Origin of the sequence: Cryobacterium sp. RTC2.1 (assembly GCF_035018685.1) — a bacterium.
In the GTDB taxonomy this organism is placed as follows: domain Bacteria; phylum Actinomycetota; class Actinomycetes; order Actinomycetales; family Microbacteriaceae; genus Cryobacterium; species Cryobacterium glucosi.
Genome location: NZ_JASJXJ010000026.1, coordinates 1 through 17273, shown reverse-complemented (window position 1 = coordinate 17273; position 17273 = coordinate 1). Strand labels below are relative to the sequence as shown.

The 17273-nt window shown below is 65.0% G+C and carries 18 protein-coding genes and 2 pseudogenes; 15 read left to right on the top strand and 5 right to left on the bottom strand.

Translation table 11 applies throughout. From position 1 onward, the window contains the following. Nucleotides 1–154: 154 nt before the first annotated feature. The 4 genes and pseudogenes from QN357_RS05505 (at nucleotide 155) to QN357_RS05490 (ending at nucleotide 3119) form a co-directional block, all read left to right on the top strand. Nucleotides 155–1516 (top strand): MBL fold metallo-hydrolase, encoded by a 1362-nt coding sequence (locus tag QN357_RS05505; protein ID WP_322135620.1) that lies wholly within the window; start codon nucleotides 155–157, stop codon nucleotides 1514–1516. Nucleotides 1517–1552: 36 nt separating this feature from the next. Further along, a pseudogene (locus QN357_RS05500) lies at nucleotides 1553–2050 on the top strand (HoxN/HupN/NixA family nickel/cobalt transporter); the annotation flags it as partial. After that, nucleotides 2050–2358 (top strand): rhodanese-like domain-containing protein, encoded by a 309-nt coding sequence (locus QN357_RS05495; protein ID WP_323504639.1) that lies wholly within the window; start codon nucleotides 2050–2052, stop codon nucleotides 2356–2358. The pseudogene QN357_RS05500 and the gene QN357_RS05495, both read left to right, overlap by 1 nt. Further along, a complete protein-coding gene (locus QN357_RS05490; RefSeq protein ID WP_322135622.1) occupies nucleotides 2355–3119 on the top strand; it encodes a sulfite exporter TauE/SafE family protein in 765 nt (254 codons plus the stop codon). Before QN357_RS05495 ends, QN357_RS05490 begins: the two co-directional genes overlap by 4 nt. Nucleotides 3120–3140: 21 nt before the next feature. Here the strand turns inward: QN357_RS05490 and QN357_RS05485 are convergent, their stop codons facing one another. Beyond that, a complete protein-coding gene (locus QN357_RS05485) occupies nucleotides 3141–3458 on the bottom strand; it encodes a metal-sensitive transcriptional regulator (protein ID WP_322137294.1) in 318 nt (105 codons plus the stop codon). A 235-nt stretch (nucleotides 3459–3693) separates the two neighbouring features. Here QN357_RS05485 and QN357_RS05480 point away from each other — a divergent pair, with 235 nt between their 5' ends. The 3 genes from QN357_RS05480 to QN357_RS05470 are packed head-to-tail and all read left to right on the top strand — an operon-like array spanning nucleotide 3694 to nucleotide 5134. After that, nucleotides 3694–4212 (top strand): hypothetical protein, encoded by a 519-nt coding sequence (locus QN357_RS05480; RefSeq protein ID WP_322135623.1) that lies wholly within the window; start codon nucleotides 3694–3696, stop codon nucleotides 4210–4212. A gap of 11 nt (nucleotides 4213–4223) precedes the next feature. Continuing rightward, nucleotides 4224–4736, top strand: a complete 513-nt coding sequence (locus QN357_RS05475; protein WP_323504638.1) for a hypothetical protein — start codon at nucleotides 4224–4226, stop codon at nucleotides 4734–4736. After that, nucleotides 4733–5134 carry a DsrE family protein gene (locus tag QN357_RS05470; protein WP_322140862.1) on the top strand — a complete coding sequence of 134 codons (402 nt, stop codon included), beginning with the start codon at nucleotides 4733–4735 and terminating at the stop codon, nucleotides 5132–5134. The genes QN357_RS05475 and QN357_RS05470 overlap by 4 nt, the downstream gene beginning before the upstream one ends. Here QN357_RS05470 and lgt read toward each other — a convergent pair. After that, nucleotides 5063–6019: a prolipoprotein diacylglyceryl transferase gene (gene lgt, locus QN357_RS05465; protein WP_322135626.1), complete on the bottom strand. Its 957-nt coding sequence runs from the start codon at nucleotides 6017–6019 to the stop codon at nucleotides 5063–5065. The two genes, QN357_RS05470 and lgt, sit on opposite strands and share 72 nt — an antisense overlap. A gap of 227 nt (nucleotides 6020–6246) precedes the next feature. On the opposite strand from lgt, the gene QN357_RS05460 reads away from it, so the two are divergent. After that, a complete protein-coding gene (locus QN357_RS05460; protein ID WP_322140861.1) occupies nucleotides 6247–7500 on the top strand; it encodes a chloride channel protein in 1254 nt (417 codons plus the stop codon). Nucleotides 7501–7527: 27 nt separating this feature from the next. Here QN357_RS05460 and QN357_RS05455 read toward each other — a convergent pair whose 3' ends face one another. Together QN357_RS05455 and QN357_RS05450 are read right to left on the bottom strand one after the other, a co-directional pair. Beyond that, the gene (locus tag QN357_RS05455; protein ID WP_134447483.1) at nucleotides 7528–7770 is read right to left on the bottom strand and encodes a thioredoxin family protein; all 243 of its coding nucleotides are present in this window, start codon (nucleotides 7768–7770) and stop codon (nucleotides 7528–7530) included. 26 nt (nucleotides 7771–7796) lie between these two features. Next, on the bottom strand, nucleotides 7797–8846 hold the full coding sequence (locus QN357_RS05450) for a permease (protein ID WP_322135628.1): 1050 nt from the start codon (nucleotides 8844–8846) through the stop codon (nucleotides 7797–7799). A 99-nt stretch (nucleotides 8847–8945) separates the two neighbouring features. Here QN357_RS05450 and QN357_RS05445 point away from each other — a divergent pair, with 99 nt between their 5' ends. From QN357_RS05445 to QN357_RS05425, 5 genes are all read left to right on the top strand, one after another. After that, nucleotides 8946–9323 carry a metalloregulator ArsR/SmtB family transcription factor gene (locus tag QN357_RS05445; RefSeq protein ID WP_322140860.1) on the top strand — a complete coding sequence of 126 codons (378 nt, stop codon included), beginning with the start codon at nucleotides 8946–8948 and terminating at the stop codon, nucleotides 9321–9323. A 355-nt stretch (nucleotides 9324–9678) separates the two neighbouring features. Then, on the top strand, nucleotides 9679–10299 hold the full coding sequence (locus QN357_RS05440; protein ID WP_322135630.1) for a class I SAM-dependent methyltransferase: 621 nt from the start codon (nucleotides 9679–9681) through the stop codon (nucleotides 10297–10299). A 591-nt stretch (nucleotides 10300–10890) separates the two neighbouring features. Further along, on the top strand, nucleotides 10891–12162 hold the full coding sequence (locus QN357_RS05435; RefSeq protein WP_322137295.1) for a glycine betaine/L-proline ABC transporter ATP-binding protein: 1272 nt from the start codon (nucleotides 10891–10893) through the stop codon (nucleotides 12160–12162). Continuing rightward, nucleotides 12159–13106, top strand: a complete 948-nt coding sequence (locus tag QN357_RS05430) for an ABC transporter permease (protein ID WP_134447490.1) — start codon at nucleotides 12159–12161, stop codon at nucleotides 13104–13106. The genes QN357_RS05435 and QN357_RS05430 overlap by 4 nt, the downstream gene beginning before the upstream one ends. A 181-nt stretch (nucleotides 13107–13287) precedes the next feature. Beyond that, nucleotides 13288–14181, top strand: a complete 894-nt coding sequence (locus QN357_RS05425) for a glycine betaine ABC transporter substrate-binding protein (protein WP_134447492.1) — start codon at nucleotides 13288–13290, stop codon at nucleotides 14179–14181. A 72-nt stretch (nucleotides 14182–14253) separates the two neighbouring features. On the opposite strand, the gene QN357_RS05420 is transcribed toward QN357_RS05425, so the two are convergent. Beyond that, entirely contained in the window at nucleotides 14254–15777 is a 1524-nt protein-coding gene (locus tag QN357_RS05420) for a chloride channel protein (protein ID WP_323504637.1), read from the bottom strand. Nucleotides 15778–16124: 347 nt separating this feature from the next. On the opposite strand from QN357_RS05420, the gene QN357_RS05415 reads away from it, so the two are divergent. Next, a complete protein-coding gene (locus QN357_RS05415; protein WP_323504636.1) occupies nucleotides 16125–16598 on the top strand; it encodes a MarR family transcriptional regulator in 474 nt (157 codons plus the stop codon). Nucleotides 16599–16782: 184 nt separating this feature from the next. Beyond that, nucleotides 16783–17273: pseudogene (locus QN357_RS05410) on the top strand (SAM-dependent methyltransferase); the annotation flags it as partial.

The window sequence follows — 17273 nt, the reverse complement described above, 5'->3', positions numbered from 1 at the left end:
GTCCGATAATCTACCCCCTAGGGTATTTCCTGCAAGGTAGCCATGCGCTCGACATGTCTGTGCCCGGACGTGCCCTCTCTTGCGAACAAATACCCCCGGGGGTATTGTGATGCGATAGAGCCGATCCGCATCGAGACCTGGAGGACCACGGACCATGGACGTCATCGTCATCGAAACCCCGCAACTGGGAGATCGCAGCTACCTGGTGCATGACGGCGTCGTGGCGCTTGTCATCGACCCGCAACGCGACACCGACCGAGTGGAGGCCGCTGCCCTCGAAGCGGGGGTCACGATCACCCACGTTGCCGAGACCCATCTGCACAATGACTATGTGACCGGTGGGTACGATCTTGCCCAGGCGCACGGCGCCAAGTACCTGGTCAACGCGGCCGACCCCGTTTTGTTTGAACGAGAACCGGTCACGGACGGCCAGATCATCCAGATCGGCGCCTTCAGCGTCGCCGTCGTCGCCACCCCGGGGCATACGCACACCCACGTTTCCTACATCGTCAGCGATGGCACTACTGACGCCGTCTTCTCCGGTGGAAGCCTGTTGTACGGTTCCGTCGGACGTACCGACCTGGTTGCCGCCATCGACACCGTCGGACTCACCCATGACCAGTACGCGTCCGTGCGCAAGCTCGTGCACGAAGCCCAGCACGACGCGGGGCTCTTCCCGACACACGGGTTCGGCTCGTTCTGCTCCAGCGGCCCCGCCACCGGATCCGGCTCATCCACCATCGGCGAGCAGATCACGACCAACCACGCCCTGATCGACGCCGATGAGGAGCACTTCGTCGCCACGTTGATCGCCAACCTCACCGCGTACCCGTCGTATTACGCGCACATGGCACCGGCCAACATGCAGGGTCCCGGTCCGGCTGACCTCGAGGTGCCCGAGTCTCTGGATGCCGCAGAGCTCGCCCGCAGGCTCGCCGACGGTGAATGGGTCGTCGACCTGCGTAATCGCGTCGCGTTCTCCAGTGGCCACCTGCAGGGGGCCGTGAGCTTCGAGTATGGCAATGGTTCCAACTTCACGACCTATCTCGGTTGGGTTCTGCCCTGGGACGAGAAACTCACCCTCGTCGGCACACACGCCGACGTCGAAGACGCAATCCGTGACCTGTCGCGGATCGGCATCGATTCCCCGGATGCCGCCATCGGCACCGAGCCGCACGCGCTCGCCCCGGATGCCCCGGTTGATTCCTATCCCCGCGTCGGCTGGGCGGAACTCGCGCGCGACCACGCCGCAGGCGACGTGCTTCTGGACGCGCGACGCACCGACGAGTTCGCCGACGGGCACCTGATCGGCGCGGTCAACGTGCCACTGCACGAGATCCTTTCCCGGATGGACGAGATCCCGGCGGGCACCATCTGGGTGCACTGCGGATCGGGTTACCGTGCCGGCGTTGCCGCGAGTTTGCTTCAGCGTGCGGGCCGGGACATCGTGCACGTGGACGCCTCCTTCGCCGATGTCGAATCGGCCGGCATGCCGATGGCTGAGAAGGCCGTCTAGCACCGTGACCGTGCTCCGAACGGCAGGACACTCGGCCGAGAGGCGAAGCCTTCCAGGCTTGTCGATACTCCCTGGAAGATGTTCCCAATCGGAGTGCTTTTCGGGTTGGGGTTGGATACGGCTGCGTCAATCAGCCTGCTCGTCGTCGCCGGGGTGCTCACGCCCGACCTGCCGTGGTACGCGGCATTGGCTCTCCCCGTCGTTTTCATGGCCGGAATGGCGTTGTTCTACAGCGCCGACGGAATCCTGATGAATCGTGTCTACCAGTGCGCGTCCACGGACCCGCTTCGGAAGGTGTATCACAACCTCATCGTGACCGGGGTATCCGTATTCGTCGCATTCTTCGTTGGGGGAATGGGCCTGTTATCCCTCTTCACCGATCTCGGCATCGGCTGGGGAACTCTTGACCTCATTGCGACCATCGGCCCCGACGCCGTGGGCCCAATCCTGGTCGGCGGCTTCACGCTCGTCCTGCTCTCCGCGGTTTTGTGGTCGAGATACCGTACCGACACCTCACTAGAAAGGCGCCTTTAATGGAACTCACTCCCCAGCAGGTATTCACCCGACGTGGCGAGGCCCAGATCATCGACGTTCGAGAAAGCGATGAACTGGTTGACGGGATGATCTCCGGCGCGCAGCACATCCCGCTGGGTGCGATTCGTGGCAGCCACGCGACCCTGGACCCGACCCCTCCCGTCATCATTGTGTGTCGGAGTGGGCGTCGGAGCGCTGTCGCCGCCGAGCATCTGACCGAGGCCGGTTTTGACGCGCACACTATGCCGGGAGGCATGCTCGAATGGGCGGCTGCCGGCCTCCCACTGGTTATGCCCCAGCTTCCGTGATCGTCATTGCCCTCGTCCTGGGCGTGATCGTCGGGGCGCTGCTAGGCCTGGTCGGCGGGGGCGGGTCGATACTCGCGGTCCCCGCCCTTGTCTACGGGCTAGGCCTGCCCCTCGCCGAGGCCATTCCGAGCTCCCTGATCGTAGTCGGAGCAGCCTCCGCCGTTGCCGTGCTCCCACGGCTTCGCCGCGGCGTGCATTGGCGCCTCGCCTTCATCATCGGCGTGGCCGGAGTGGCCACCGCCTACCTGGGCACGACGGTCAACCGGATGCTCGACCAGCGCGTGCTTCTCGGCGCCTTCTCGGTGATCATGGTGATCGCCGGCGTGAGAATGTTCCTCCCAACCCGGTCGGCCGGTGGCCCCTGTGCTCTTCCCGGGGGACGTGTCAACTGGCGCAGTTGCCTGCCCAGGGCTCTTGCCGCCGGTGCCGTGGTCGGATTTCTCACCGGACTGCTCGGCGTCGGCGGGGGATTCCTCATCGTGCCGGCACTCACGCTGGTCCTCGGCCTGCCGATGGGCGTGACGGTGGGCACCTCGCTGGTCATCATCGTCATTAATTCCGTCGCCGGATTTGCAGCGCACCTCGACGAGGTCCAGATCGACTGGGCGGTCACTGGCGCGTTCGCCGCGTCTGCCATGGGTTCATCCCTGGTAGCGGGCCGGCTCGGACGAGGCCTGTCCGACACTGTCCTCAAGCGGGGGTTCGCTGTCCTGGTTCTCGGTGTCGCGGCCTATGTAGCGATCACGGCACTGATCGGCTGAACGCACGTCAGCCGCACGTGCCTAGGACAACGCCAGGAAGAGCTTCTCGAGTTCTTCCACCCGGAGCGGCGTCCTTGCCGAGTCGGTGTTTGTTTCGCTGAGGCATTCTTTCATCGCCGTTGAGATGATCGTGAACCCAGCACGGTCGATCGCGCTGGATACCGCTGCGAGCTGCGTGACAACCGTTCGGCAATCCGCGCCTGACTCAACAGCGGCAATGACGGCGGCCAACTGCCCTTGGGCGCGTTTGAGCCTGTTGACGGTCTTGCGTAGGTCGTCGGATGTGGTCGGTGCGGGGGAGGCGGCGACCGGTTCGTCGCGGCGAGACGCTGAAGGGATCTGCAGGTTTGGCGCAGATTCTGGGGATGATGCCATTCGGTGCTCCTGTGCTGGCGCGAGGTGTCCATGTGCTCGGGTGAGGTTGACCCTCAAAAGAATACCCCGTACCGTATAAAAATACCCCTATGGGTATATACGCTTTCGCGGATATCCCTTCCTATGTGTGATGAGGCCAGCTATGCAGAACGGACGAACTGTCGGAGTCGACTCAGAGCGAGGGATGGCGAGACGGCTGGTGGATTCCATCCTGAATGCGGGCGCATCCCTCCGGCGATGGCCGGCCCGCCGCTGGTGGATCGCGCTCGCTGCTGCGGTCGGCACCTACCTGGTCATCGCGATTCCGACCGACTTGATCGACACGCCGTTCTTCGCACGCGCAGTCGCCCCGACGTCCTGGTCCTGGCCGGTGCTCGCCGCGAGCGCGATACTCGCCGGGCTCGTGTCCGCCACATACGTCGCGTACCCGGAGGGTGCAGCGCCCCGTCGCGCAGAGGGACGACTCGGTATGGCCGGATGGATGATCACCTTCTTCGCGGTCGGTTGCCCCGTATGCAACAAGATCGTTCGCCTCGCCCTCGGTGCAAGCGGAGCGCTGCAGTTCTTCGAGCCGGTGCAGCCGTACCTGGCCGGGGCATCCATCCTTCTGCTGGGCTGGGCGTTGCATGCCCGCCTCACTCGGGAGAGCTCATGCACTTTGGCGTCTGCTGCGCCGAGTCCCATCGTTGTACCGAGCCGGGAGGCATTGACCAGATGAGAATTCCGGGCATGATTCGTGAACTGCGGTCCTGGCCGACACGTCATCGGCTGATCATCGTTACCGTCGCCGCGATGGCCCTGACCGGACTGACGCTCGCATCCGGAACCGTCGCGATCGTTCGCGGGTCCCTGGTGTTCCCCGGTCCCTGGTGGGCGGATGCGGTCACGGTAGGGGGTGCTTGCCTGATCGGTCTGGTCGTGGCCAGCTACGTCGATGCACCGATCGGTGCGGATGCCACCCTGTGTGATCTTCGCTGGCCGGCGCTCGGCCTGATCTCGCTCTATCTGTCGACCGATCTGCGCACTGCAGTGCCTCTGCTCGAGCCGAGCATTCGTCCTGTCGTCGGCGTCGCGGCGATCGCGTTGTTGGTGTGGGCATTGCTGGCACGGCTGAATAGCGAATACAAGGCAACGCGTAGCCAGCGTCGGTCAGGTACGTCAGGCGACATCGACGGCACCGAAGACGGCGAAGTATGCACGACGTGCCGCCCGTTGTTCCCGAGAGTCGGCGGCCGTCCGTGACGGAGGTCGGGACAGCCTACGACACGGAGCCTGACGGTGGCGGGCGCGGTCAAGCAGTGACCGGTGCCGGGCTCCTCCTGCACGTCAGCGGCGCCGATGCGCCACTGATCCAGGCCGGCATCCGATCCGCGCTCAATGCCAGCGCCCAACTCCCGACGCTCACGATCGAGATCGTGGTCCAGGGGTCGGTCGTGTTGTTCCTGCGCGCGCGATCGGACCTGGAAAACGCCCTGACCGAGCTCGCTGCAACGCCCGTGCGGGTGCTGTCCTGCCAGAACAGCATGCGGTCCGTCGGGCTGGACGCCGCTGATTTGCTGCCGAGTGTGTCAGTCGTCCCTGCGGCTGTCGCCCATCTGACCGCTCGGCAGTTCGAGGGCTGGGCTTACATCCGCGTGTGAGCCGGACGGGGCATCCGTCGCGGTCAGGCCGTCGGCCGGGGGCTCCTCCGGATTCCGGTAGATCGACAGTTCCGGTCCGGGGTGGCGCCGGGTTTGGACGATGATGAGGACGATCCCGGCGATGGCGGCGAGGAGCGCGATGTCCACGTTGATCTTGAGGCCGAAGAGGAAATACTCGGTCGGGTCCAGGCGGAGCGACTCGAGGAACGCCCGTCCGGCGCCGTACCAGAGCAGGTAGAAGCCGAGGGCCTTGCCCCAGCGGAGGTTGAACCGGCGCTCGAGCACGAAGATGATCAGCACGACACCGATCGCGTTCCAGATCATTTCGTAGAGGAAGAGCGGCTGGAAGAGCGTCCCGGCCGGCAGCCCCGTGGGGAAGGCCGCGTTCGTCGACTCGATCTCGAGTCCCCAGGGGAGGGTCGTCGGGCCACCATAGAGCTCGTGGTTGAAGTAGTTCCCGAAGCGGCCGAACGCCTGCGCGAGGAGCAGGCCGGGGGCGAGGGCGTCAGCGAACGAGAAGAATCTGATGCCGGCCCGACGGCAGCCGATATAAGCTCCGATGCTGCCGAAGAGGATCGAACCGAAGATCGCGAGTCCGCCCTCCCAGACGAACAGCACCTTCCAGAGATCCGCGCCGGGGAAGAAATAATCGGTCGGATGAGTGACGACGTGGTACAGGCGACCGCCGACGATTCCGATCGGGACCGTCCACGTGGCGATGTCCATCACCATGCCCGGCTTGCCGCCACGAGCCGTCAACCGCGCCGAGGACAACCAGACGGCGATGACGATGCCGGTCAGGATGCAGAGCGCATAGAAGTGAACACGCAGGGGTCCCAGATCGAAAAAACTGATGGATGGGCTCGGAATGCTGGTGTGAAGCACCGTGTTCACCTTTCGATCGTCGGTCTCGGCGCAGCTGGCGGACGAAGGTCTCCCAGAGGTTCCGGAGGGGTCCGATGTCTCGAACCGCCCAAAGCTTATTCGGGTCCGCTGGGTGCCCCGCACCAGTGCAGCCGCATAGGCGGATGCTGGGAAGGTTCTCATAGAGGGGCGACCCGTGAGGGAGCGGTGCACCCAATGGAGCGATCCCCGAACGCTACGATCGAAACGTGAGGCCCGTCCCGAATTCGGTTACTCCGTCGTGGGTCGCCCGAATCGTCGTGGTCACGGCGCTCGTCGGTGTCGGGGCAGGTTTGGGCGGGCTCGCGGTGAGCGTCCTCCTTCGAGCGATTCAACACCTCGCCTACGGCTACTCCGAAGGTACCTATCTCGACGGGCTGGCCAGGTCCGCACCGCAGACGCGCGTGATCGCCTTGTGCGTTGCGGGCGTGATCGGTGCCGTCGGCTGGTGGGCCGTGCGTCGCTGGGGGCGACCCATCGTCCCGGTGAACCGAAGCGTTGCCGGCGAGCGGATGCCCGTGCTCGCGACCCTGGTGAACTCGGCCTTGCAGATCGTGATCGTCGGGTTGGGCGCGTCGATCGGCCGCGAGATGGCCCCCCGCGAGCTGGGCGCACTGGCGGCGGGCTGGCTCAGCGAGAAGGCAGGCGTCACTGCCCGCGAACGTCGTGTTCTGGTCGCGTGCGGCGCCGGGGCAGGGCTCGCCGCGGTCTATAACGTGCCGCTCGGGGGTGCGCTCTTCACCGTCGAGATCCTGCTCGCCGAGCTGACTCTGGCCACGGTGCTGCCGGCCCTCGCCACGTCCGCGATCGCGACACTGGTCGCGCAAATCGTTGTGCCCACGACCCCGCTGTACTCCGTGCCGCAGTTCACTCAGACCCCATCGCTCCTGGTCTGGTCTCTTCTTGCCGGACCCGTGATCGGGTTCGCTGCGGTCGGTTTCGTGCGACTGGCCGCCGGGGCCGAGAAACGGCGTCCGCAGGGCTGGCTGATTCTGGTCGTCATGCCGCTGGTGTTCTCGGCCATTGGACTACTGTCGCTCCTACTTCCAGAAATTCTCGGCAATGGACGTTCACTCGGCCAGACCGCGTTCGACGCCGTCGTGCCGATCGGGCTGGTGGCGGTGCTCCTCGTTGCCAAGGTAGGAGTCACGATCGCCACGATCGGCAGCGGTGCCGCCGGAGGAACTCTGACGCCCTCGCTCGCGATCGGTGCCGCGTTCGGCATCGTGACCGGAGGGCTCTGGGGCACGTTGTGGCCCGGTACTCCGGTGGCGGCCTTCGCTCTGGTGGGCGCGGCCGCATTCCTCGGCGCTGCCATGCGCGCACCCCTGACAGCTCTGGTCCTGGTGCTCGAATTCACCGGGCAGGGACCGGCACTGCTGATCCCCATGACGCTTGCGGTTGCGGGTGCTGTCGTCGTGGAATACCTCCTCGGGCGGAGACGGTTCCTCGGCATTGACTAACGCGGATCATGTGCTGATGGAGTCCGGTCAGTGGCTCGCGGCAGTCAGGAGTGTACGCACTTCGGCGAGGGTCGGTACACGGCCGGAGACGACGACTTTCTCGTTGATGACGAGGGCAGGGGTGCTCATCACGCCATATCCGAGGATAGCGGTGTAGTCCTCGACTTTTTCGATGCTGGCCTCGAGGCCGAGTTCGGCGACGGCGGTGGTGGCAGCCTTGGTGAGGTTGACGCAATTGCGGCAGCCGGGGCCGAGGATCTTGATGTTCATGAGGGGATTCCTTTCGGGTGCGGTGATCAAGCCAGGATGGCGTTGAAGAGGTAGCCGACGGCGACGATACCGAGGCCGGTGGTCGTGATGAAGATCGCGAGGAGCTGGGGCTTGAGCACCCGGCGGAGCAGGATCATCTCTGGCAGGGACAGTGCGACGACGGCCATCATGAACGCGAGCAGGGTGCCCATCGGCAGGCCCTTGTCGTAGAGGGCTGCGACCAAGGGCATTACCCCGGCGGCGTTGGAGTAGAGCGGGACGCCGATGAGAACGGCGATCAGCACGCCGAAGGGGTTGCCAGGGCCGGCGTAGGTGGCGAAGAAGTCGGTCGGTGCCCAACCGTGAATCAGGGCTCCGAGACCGATGCCGACGAGGAGGTAGACCCAGATCTTTGCGATCAGGCTCCTGACCTCTTCGACACCCATCTGCATCCGCTGCCCAAAGGTCAGGCCGAGGGAGGGATCAATGATCTGGCCGCCGAGCTTTACATCGAAGACGAAGGGTTCGACCCAGCGTTCGACGTGCAGGCGACCCAGGATGTAACCGGACACGACTGCGATGGTCAGACCGGAGACTACGTAGAGGGCGGTGATCTGCCACCCGAAAAGGGTCAAGAGCAGGCCGATGGCGATCTCGTTTACGAGGGGGCTCGCGATCAGGAAGCTCGTCGTGACGCCGATCGGTACGCCCGCAGCGACGAAGCCTATGAAGGCGGGCACGGCGCTGCAAGAGCAGAACGGGGTGATGACGCCCAGGGCCGCCGCGAGGAGGTTCCCGACGCCCTCGCGTTTGCCGCCGAGGAAGGCCCGCGTGCGCTCCACGCTCATGAAGGAGCGGAGCACGGTGGAGGCGAAGATGATGATGACGAGCAGGAGCAGGATCTTCAGCGAGTCGTAGAGGAAGAAGTGGATGGTCTCGGTGATCTGGTTCTTCGGGTCGAGGCCGAACGCATCGTAGAGGATGACGTTCCAGAGCCACTCGTTGGCCCAGTAGGCCAGCGCCCACACGCCGATCCCCGCAATCAGGACGCCGACCCGGCCGCGGGTCGTGGTCGGTATCCGTTCGGCGATGTTCACGAGGACTCCTTGACTAGGAACGCATACGTATTCGACGTGCGTCTAATCATTAGTGTGCCACCTCTTTGATATATGTCAAGAAGGTGGGATGATGGACCCATGCCCAAGACCCTTCCCCTCCTGGAGGACGCCTCGCCGATCTGTTGCGATCCCCTGGGCGCTAGCGCCACGCTGGCCTTGGACGATGCGATGGCACTCGCGGTCCGCCTCAAGGCTCTGGCTGATCCCACCCGCCTGCAGCTCCTGGCCTACCTTCTGGCCCAGCCGGACCAGGAAGCGTGTACGTGCGACCTGGCCCCCGTTGTCAAGCTTTCTGAGCCAACGGTCAGTCACCACCTCAAGAAACTCGAAACCAGCGGCATCCTCACCAAGGAACGACACGGGATGAGTGTGCACTACCGCGTCGTTCCAGAGGCCATTCACGCCATCGCGCGCACGCTCGACACGGCTACCCGCGAACTGACCCAGGTAGTCTGAGCCGACCCGAGCGCAATCCTCACGTGAACGCCTGCGGTGCCCGTTCTATCGGCTCCTAGGTGCTCAGGGGCGCCAACTCTATCTGTGTCGCGAGCGCATAAGCGGTAGGTGCCGTTGAGAATCGCCGCACCAGCGTTCGCCCCATCCCATCCCTGGTCGTCGTCCAATAGGCGGCCTCTTCGCAAGCGTTCACGACCGGTAGGGCTTTCGAGCAGGCCGCTCGGACGAGGATCCCGTTTCCGGGCTGGCCGCACTCGTGGATGCTTCTCCAACCCTTGACGCTCGCTCGGTTCCCGACAGCGAACCGTGCGACAATCGCCACGCCGGATGCCGGATTGATCGAAGGGACCTCACAGTGGACGCGAACGAGTGGGATAGTCGTTACCGGCAGGCACGGGACGGCGACCACGCCAGGCTCTGGTCGGCCGTACCAGCAAAGCTCGTGCAGGACATTGTTTCGCCCTGGACCCCGGGGCTCGCCCTCGACATGGCCTCAGGTGACGGGCGTAACGCGATCTGGCTGGCCAGCCGCGGCTGGAACGTTACCGGGCTCGACTTCTCCGCCGAGGCAATTGGCCAGGCCCGGGAGCACGCGCGGGCGGCCGGCGTCGATGTGGACTGGCTGGTCGCAGATGCCACGACCTGGCAAACCGAAGAACGCTTTGACCTGGTAACAGTGATGTACCTGCACCTGCCGGAGGAACTGTTTCGAATCGTATTGGCCAGGGCGATTGGCTCGCTCGCTCCGGGCGGGCACCTCCTTGTCCTTGGTCACGACCGAGGCAACATCGACGCAGGCGGCCCTGGCCCTGGCAATCCCGACATTCTCTATACGCCCGAGCTCCTATCTTCGATCGTCGGACCAAAGCGGATCCTGCGCTGCGAGACCGTCAGCCGCGACCTGGCCACCGACCCCGAGTCCCCGGCTGAAACAGGTGGAGTCGCCCTCGACACGGTCCTCGTCGCCATCTGCTGAGGCGAGAGGGCAATTACCCTCCGAGGGCCCGCTTTTCGGAAGAGCTTTTCGTCCTGAGCCTGGGCCAGCATCGCGACCGCTTCCCGACCGGTCGCGCCGTCCAGCACAGTTCCTGATCGCCGCCGTGAGGTGCCGACGGCAAGATCGTCATGCGGGTTCGAATCCCGTTGAGGCCACAATTACCCGGTTCCCTCGAAATCAAGGGAACCGGGCTTTCTTGATTAAGTGGCGTCGCCAGCGTCCACGCAGCTCCTCGGCACGGGCCTGAGACCTTCATGGTGTTAGGCTGTGAATGTTCTTACGAACCTCATCAGGACGCGAGCGCGCAGCCCCCAGCAAGACTGGAAGAGCCGCGGTCGTATGGTGAGGCCAGACGGATGCGGCCCCATGGTCGCTCCAGCTCACGCCGCTCAGCGGCGTCAGGGCCGGTCTCGGCCTACCCGCCCGATACAGCTAGCCCCCGACGTGCCGGCTGCGAAGCCGGTTTCGTCGTCGCGCTCCGGAGAATCCGTGACCCAGATCGTTGCCGAACACGCACAGGAATTCGCCGCCTCGGCGGAGCACACAGCCTCGACATCCCCAGCACCCGAAATCGCCGTCAAGGCGGACCACCTGTACAAGGCATTCGGTCGCCGACCGCATGACATCGTCAAGAAACTCGAGGGCGGCGCGAGTCGTGAAGACCTCGCGCACCTCGGAACAGCCGCCGTGATCGATGCCTCTTTCGAGGTCCGGCGCGGCGAGATCTTCGTGGTGATGGGACTGTCCGGTTCGGGCAAGTCCACCCTGATTCGCATGCTCAACGGCCTGCTCGAGGCGACCTCCGGGACAGTGACCGTCGGTGACACCCGGATTACTGGACTCCCGGCCGCCAAGCTGCGCGATGTGCGTCGCCGGAGCGTGTCCATGGTCTTCCAGCACTTCGCCCTGCTACCCCACCGCAGCGTGATCGACAATGTGGCGTACGGCCTCGAGGTCCAGGGCATGCCTCGCGCGGAGCGCCTCGCGAAGGCCCGCACCATCATCCGCCTGGTGGGCCTGGACGGCTGGGCCGACAGCATGCCGTCCGAGTTGTCCGGCGGGATGCAGCAGAGGGTCGGCCTCGGTCGGGCGCTCGCCGCCGATACCGACGTTCTCCTGATGGACGAGGCGTTCTCGGCACTCGACCCGCTGATCCGCCGCGAGATGCAGGAACAGCTCATCGAGCTGCAGGCCGAACTCGGCAAGACCATCATTTTCATCACCCACGACCTCAACGAGGCGATGTTCCTGGGGGACCGGATCGCGGTCATGCGCGACGGTCGCATCGTGCAGATCGGCACCCCGGAAGACATCCTCACCGACCCGGCCAACGACTACGTCGCCCAGTTCGTTCAGGACGTCGACCGGGCCCGGGTGCTCACGGCCGGGAGCGTGATGGAGCCGGTGCGATCCATGGTCACCGTGACGTCCGGCCCGCGTGCCGCCCTGCGTACGATGCGCGACCTGCAGACCTCCGCCACGTTCGTGGTCGGGCGTGACCTCGGCTTCGTCGGGGTCGTACGTGACCGCGATGTGCTCAAGCAGGTCAAGGCCAGCCACCCGGACCTTCGCCCCATCATCAAGGAAGCAACGGCCGTTTCAGCGGATACCGCACTGGTCGACCTCGTCGAGCTGGCGGTGGAGAGCGACTTGCCGATCGCCGTCGTCGATGCGCGAAACCGTCTGCTCGGTGTCATCCCGCGAGTCACCCTGCTCGCCGCTTTCGGTAACGTCACCACCGCGACGGGGGAGGTGCCGGTCACCGAACCGCCATCGACCATCTCGCACCGCGTGATCACCGAAACCCTGCGCGAGACCGCGCTGGAAGGAGCACAGCTGTGAACGACTTCCGCATCCCGCTCGGCAGCTGGGCCGACGACTTCATCGCCTTCGTCACCGACAATTTCAGCTTTCTCTTCGATTTCGTGCGCACCATTTTCAACGGCGCCTACGAGTTCGTCGACCTCGTCCTTGCCTCACCGCCGTTCTGGGTGATCATCCTCGTGGCCGCTGCACTGGGCCTGATGGTCCGTGGCTGGAAATTCGCCGTGGGCGCCGTCATCGGCCTCATCGTCATCGTGGGTGTCGACCAGTGGCAGAACGCGATGGACTCGCTCGCCCTGGTCCTCGTGGCGAGCGTCCTCGCCATCCTGGTGAGCATCCCCCTGGGGATCCTGGCCGCCAAGTCCGCCCTGGCCTCCAAGATCATCCGGCCGATTCTCGACTTCATGCAGACCATGCCCGCGTTCGTCTACCTGATTCCCGCGCTGATCCTCTTCCGGGTGGGAGTCGTGCCCGGTATCGTGGCGACGATCATTTTCGCGATGGCACCGGGCGTCCGCCTGACCGAGCTCGGCATCCGCAGCGTTGATCACGAGGTCGTCGAGGCGGGCGAGGCATTCGGTGCATCCCCGGCGAGAATCCTGCGCCAGATCCAGCTCCCGTTGGCGATGCCGACCGTCATGGCCGGAATCAATCAGGTCATCATGCTTTCCCTGTCGATGGTCGTCATCGCGGGAATGGTCGGCGCCGGCGGTCTCGGCCAGCAGGTCGTGGCGAGTCTCAGCCGCATCGACGTGTCGCTGGGATTCGAAGCCGGACTGGCGGTCGTGATCCTGGCGATCTTCCTCGACCGGATGACCGCATCGCTCGGCACGGGAATCACACCGATCGGTCGTCTCCTTGCCGGGCGCAAGCACCGTCGGCAGGCCGCCGCAGTGGCGGCCGAGAGCCCGATCAGCGCGCCCGTCGCAGACGTGAAGACGCCGCAGCCCGCCGGAGTCTGACCTGCACCTGGCGGGGGTACCTCACACGGCACTCCGCGATTCCAGCCGGTCGAGTTCGTCCTGACCGGCACCCCCAATACTCACGGAGACACCTGTCTCCGTGTCGCACCCGGCCGCCTCGGCCGCCCGGCGCATCCGTCAACCCCGGTCACCCACAGCAGGTGACAAGACAGGAAGACACATGAAGAACCGTTCCCTCAGCATCATCGCCCTCGGAGCCGTCGGGCTTCTCGCTTTCACGGGCTGTGCAGCAACACCCGCGCAGACCGTCGGCAACGGCAACTCCGACAACAAAGACCTCACGATCGCCGTGTTCAACGGTTGGGACGAGGGTGTCGCGGCGTCCGAGCTCTGGAAGGCCATTCTGGACAAGCAGGGCTACAACGTCGAACTCGAGTACGCCGACGTCGCCGCGGTCTACGCGGGGCTGTCCACCGGCGACTACGACGTGAACCTCGACGTCTGGCTTCCGAACACCCACGCCACGTACCTCAAGCAATACGGTGACAAGATCACCGAACTCGCGGCCTGGAACACCGAGGCGAAGAACACCATCGCCGTGAACGCGGATGCACCGATCAACTCGATCGCGGAACTGGCCGCCAACGCCGACCTGTTCGGCAACAAGATCGTGGGAATCGAACCGGGGGCCGGCCTGACCGAGGCCGTCACGAACAAGACGATTCCGACCTACGGACTCGAGAACATGGACTACCAGACCTCGTCGACCGCCGCGATGCTCACCGAGCTCACGGCGGCCGCGAAGACCGGCGAGAACATCGCCGTGACCCTCTGGGAGCCGCACTGGGCGTATGGCTCCTTCGACCTGAAGAACCTCGAAGACCCCGAAGGCACCCTGGGGGCCACGGAGACCATCCACGCCTACGGCAAGAAGGACTTCGGCACTGACTTCCCGCAGGCCACCAAGTGGCTGTCCGGGTACAAGATGGACCTCGATCAGCTGTACTCGCTCGAGACCGCGATGTTCGTCGACTACGACGGCCAGGACTACGGCCCCATCGTTGCGAAGTGGATCGCGGACAATCAGGGCTACGTGGACTCGCTCACCAAGTAAGCCACTGTTGTGACGAACGGCCCGTGCTCCGGCACGGGCCGTTCGTGCGTTCGGGTGCGGAAGCCTGCCGTCTCAGGGCCTGGCCGTGACAGTTCGGAGAACGGCATTGAGCGTGAGCCAGCCGCGGAGCATACCGGTCGAGTCGACAACGGGCAGGCCATCGCTCTCGCTCGCCGCCAGAACCCGATCCAGAACGCTGTCCAGGGTATCGTCGGGGCTCGCGGCAGTGGGCGTCTCGATCAGGGCGCTGAGGGTGATCGCACTGCTGTCGTCATCGTTGCCCAGGGAGTCGGATATGGCAGCGACGGTCACGATCCCGATGAACGTTCCGTCGCTATGAAGAACCGGCAGGGCGCGTTTGCCGGAATCGATCAGGATCCGCGCTCCTGCGGCCGGGGTGAGCCGGGAACTCACCGCACCGGGAGCATCCGTCATGACCTCACGCACGAGCGTGGAATGCAACAGGATTCCCCCGGGACCGCCGTCGACGCTCACGCCGCGGCGACGAAGTTTGAGCGTGTAGATCGTGTCCTTGCTGAGCAATCGGGACACGCCCGTCGCGATCACGATCGCGAGCAGCAGAGGAAGGATGATCGAATATTCCCCGGTCAGTTCGAACAGGATAATTGCTGCCGTGATCGGGGCCCGCGTGGCTCCGGCGAAGACTGCTCCCATGCCGACCAAGGCAAACGTGCCGGTTTGCCCGGCGAACACGGGAAACACCATGCCGGCGACGTCGCCGAAAGCGGCACCGAGCATCGCTCCGATGAAGAGCGACGGTGCGAACACTCCTCCTGAGCCGCCGATGCCGATGGTCAGGCTCGTCGCCACGACCTTGCCGACGAGCAAGAGCGCAACGAAGCCCAGGGCATAGCCGCCCTGGACACCCTTCTCCAGGACCGGGTAACCGACCCCGTACATCTGGGGCACGGCAAAGAGCACCAGACCGAGCACGAGGCCGCCGGCGACGGGCCTCAACCACTCCGGTTTGCCCCGCCAGGCCCAGTCGCAGAGGTCTTCCACGGCGTACAGGACCTTCGTGAACCCGACTCCGGTCAGGCCTGCCGCGAGTCCAAGCACGGCGAAGAGCGTGAACTCAGACGGGTTGACGATGGTGAACGTCGGCAGGCTCAGGAAGGGGTGATCGCCGAGGATCGAGCGGCCGACGATCGATGCGGTCACTGAGGCCAGGACGACCACGCCAAAGGAACGGGCGGCGAAATCTCTCAGCAGCAGTTCGAGGGCGAAAAAGACTCCGGCGATCGGAGCATTGAACGTGGCTGCGATCGCGCCTGCCGCGCCGCACGCGACCAGGGTTCTGAGCTGGGATTCGGGCAGCCGGACTGCCCGCCCCAGTGTGGACCCCAATGCTGACCCGATTTGAACGATAGGGCCCTCGCGACCCACCGACCCGCCGGAACCGATTGTGATGGCCGAAGCGAGCGACTTGACGATCGCAACCTTGCCGGGAATCCGGCCGCCCCGTTTGGTGATGGCGTACATGACCTCTGGAACGCCATGCCCCCGGGCTTCCGGTGCGAACTTGTTCACCAAGGGGCCGTAGAGGAGACCGCCAATGGCCGGAGCGACGATCACGAATGCGCCCCCCAACCACGGAACCCAGGGATTGGCCGGATGGCCGACGGAGGCTGAGTAATCGACCGTTCCCGTGAAAATCAGAGTCGCGGTGGCCACCAGCCAACGGAACGCAACTGCGCCGAAACCGACACCTGCGCCGACCACGACAGACATGAACATGAGTCGTCCGGAGCCGGTGAGGATCCGGGTGAACCACGTGTGCAAGGGCTCCAACAACAGGGATCCAATTCGTCCCCGCAGGCTCAGAGTAGGCTGTGCCATCAAGGCTCCGTAATGTGTAATTAGACAATTGTTGTATGTGTGCAATAATCACGTTATCACTTGTCTGGAACGGGGTTTGACGGATGGATGCCTTCACTGCAGCCGACGCGCGGGTCGCGGACGCGACCCTTGCCGCCTCCCGCGCCTTGCTCGGCGTGGTTGCCCGATCGGTTGTGGCAACGCTTGACGTCGTCTCCCTGCCGCAGTTTCGGGTCCTGGTTGTGCTCAGCTCGGCCGGTCCAACCCGGATGGGCGCTGTGGCGGAGCGAATGGGAGTCATCCCATCGACGTTCAGCCGCTTCATCGATCGCATGGTCGCCGGAGGCTGGGTGGAGCGGGCGGCCAGTCCCGACAGCCGGCGCGAGGTCCTCCTCGAACTCACCTCGAGTGGCCGGCGACTCGTCGACGACGTCACCGAACGCCGCCGAGCGGACATCTCCGCCATCCTGTCGATCATGACGCCGGATCAACGGACCGCACTTCAGCACGCACTGCAAGCATTCGCGGATGCGGCAGGTGAGCCCCAGGCCGCGGATCTGCTGACCCTGGGGCTCTGAACGCTTCCAACTCAAGACAGATCGGTGTCAAGTTCTCCCCGTCTGGGACTCTTTTGTTTCCTCGGTTCCTGATATGGTGCTGCCGGCACGAGCGAGCGACTGGGGATCCGACCAGCCGTTCCGCACGATGAACAGTTGTGAGATGGGGGAAGAGTATGGCCTTGGCCGGGTTCGGTGTGGCGTGGTGAGCGAGTCGAACGCTGCGAACACGAGCGAGCCGGTTCGGCTGGCCAGGTCGACGCTGGACGCGGGCGACAAAGACCTGCGCGCGGTGGCCGACCATGCTTTCCAGGTGAACGGGAACACCCAGGCGGCCCTGCGACTGGCGATCACGCTCGGCGTTCGGCTCGACGGGGCGGGACCGGGCTCCGGGGGAACCGATCGGCTCTTCGACACGCTGGCCACGGTCGCGGCGGCAGACCTGACCGCTGCCCGCGTCGTGGAGGCGCACCTGGATGCGCTCTCGATCCTGGAACAGGCCGCTGAGTCCGGCAGTGGAATCCACGTCGAATCCGGGAACGGTCGGACGTGGGGGGTGTTCGCGGCGGAAGGACGCGGCACGCGCCTCGAGGCGCGCCAGACCGAGTCCGGCTGGCGGCTCGACGGTGTCAAGCCGTGGTGCTCGCTCGCCGGCGCCCTCAGCCACGCGCTCGTCACCGCGCACACCTCGGAGAC

Excerpts from the sequence above, each read along its gene's own strand:
- QN357_RS05505 (WP_322135620.1), top strand. The coding sequence starts at position 155 with ATGGACGTCATCGTCATCGAAACCCCGCAACTGGGAGATCGCAGCTAC.
- QN357_RS05495 (WP_323504639.1), top strand. The coding sequence starts at position 2,050 with ATGGAACTCACTCCCCAGCAGGTATTCACCCGACGTGGCGAGGCCCAG.
- QN357_RS05475 (WP_323504638.1), top strand. The coding sequence starts at position 4,224 with ATGATTCGTGAACTGCGGTCCTGGCCGACACGTCATCGGCTGATCATC.
- QN357_RS05455 (WP_134447483.1), bottom strand. The coding sequence starts at position 7,770 with ATGAACATCAAGATCCTCGGCCCCGGCTGCCGCAATTGCGTCAACCTC.
- QN357_RS05445 (WP_322140860.1), top strand. The coding sequence starts at position 8,946 with ATGCCCAAGACCCTTCCCCTCCTGGAGGACGCCTCGCCGATCTGTTGC.
- QN357_RS05425 (WP_134447492.1), top strand. The coding sequence starts at position 13,288 with ATGAAGAACCGTTCCCTCAGCATCATCGCCCTCGGAGCCGTCGGGCTT.
- QN357_RS05415 (WP_323504636.1), top strand. The coding sequence starts at position 16,125 with ATGGATGCCTTCACTGCAGCCGACGCGCGGGTCGCGGACGCGACCCTT.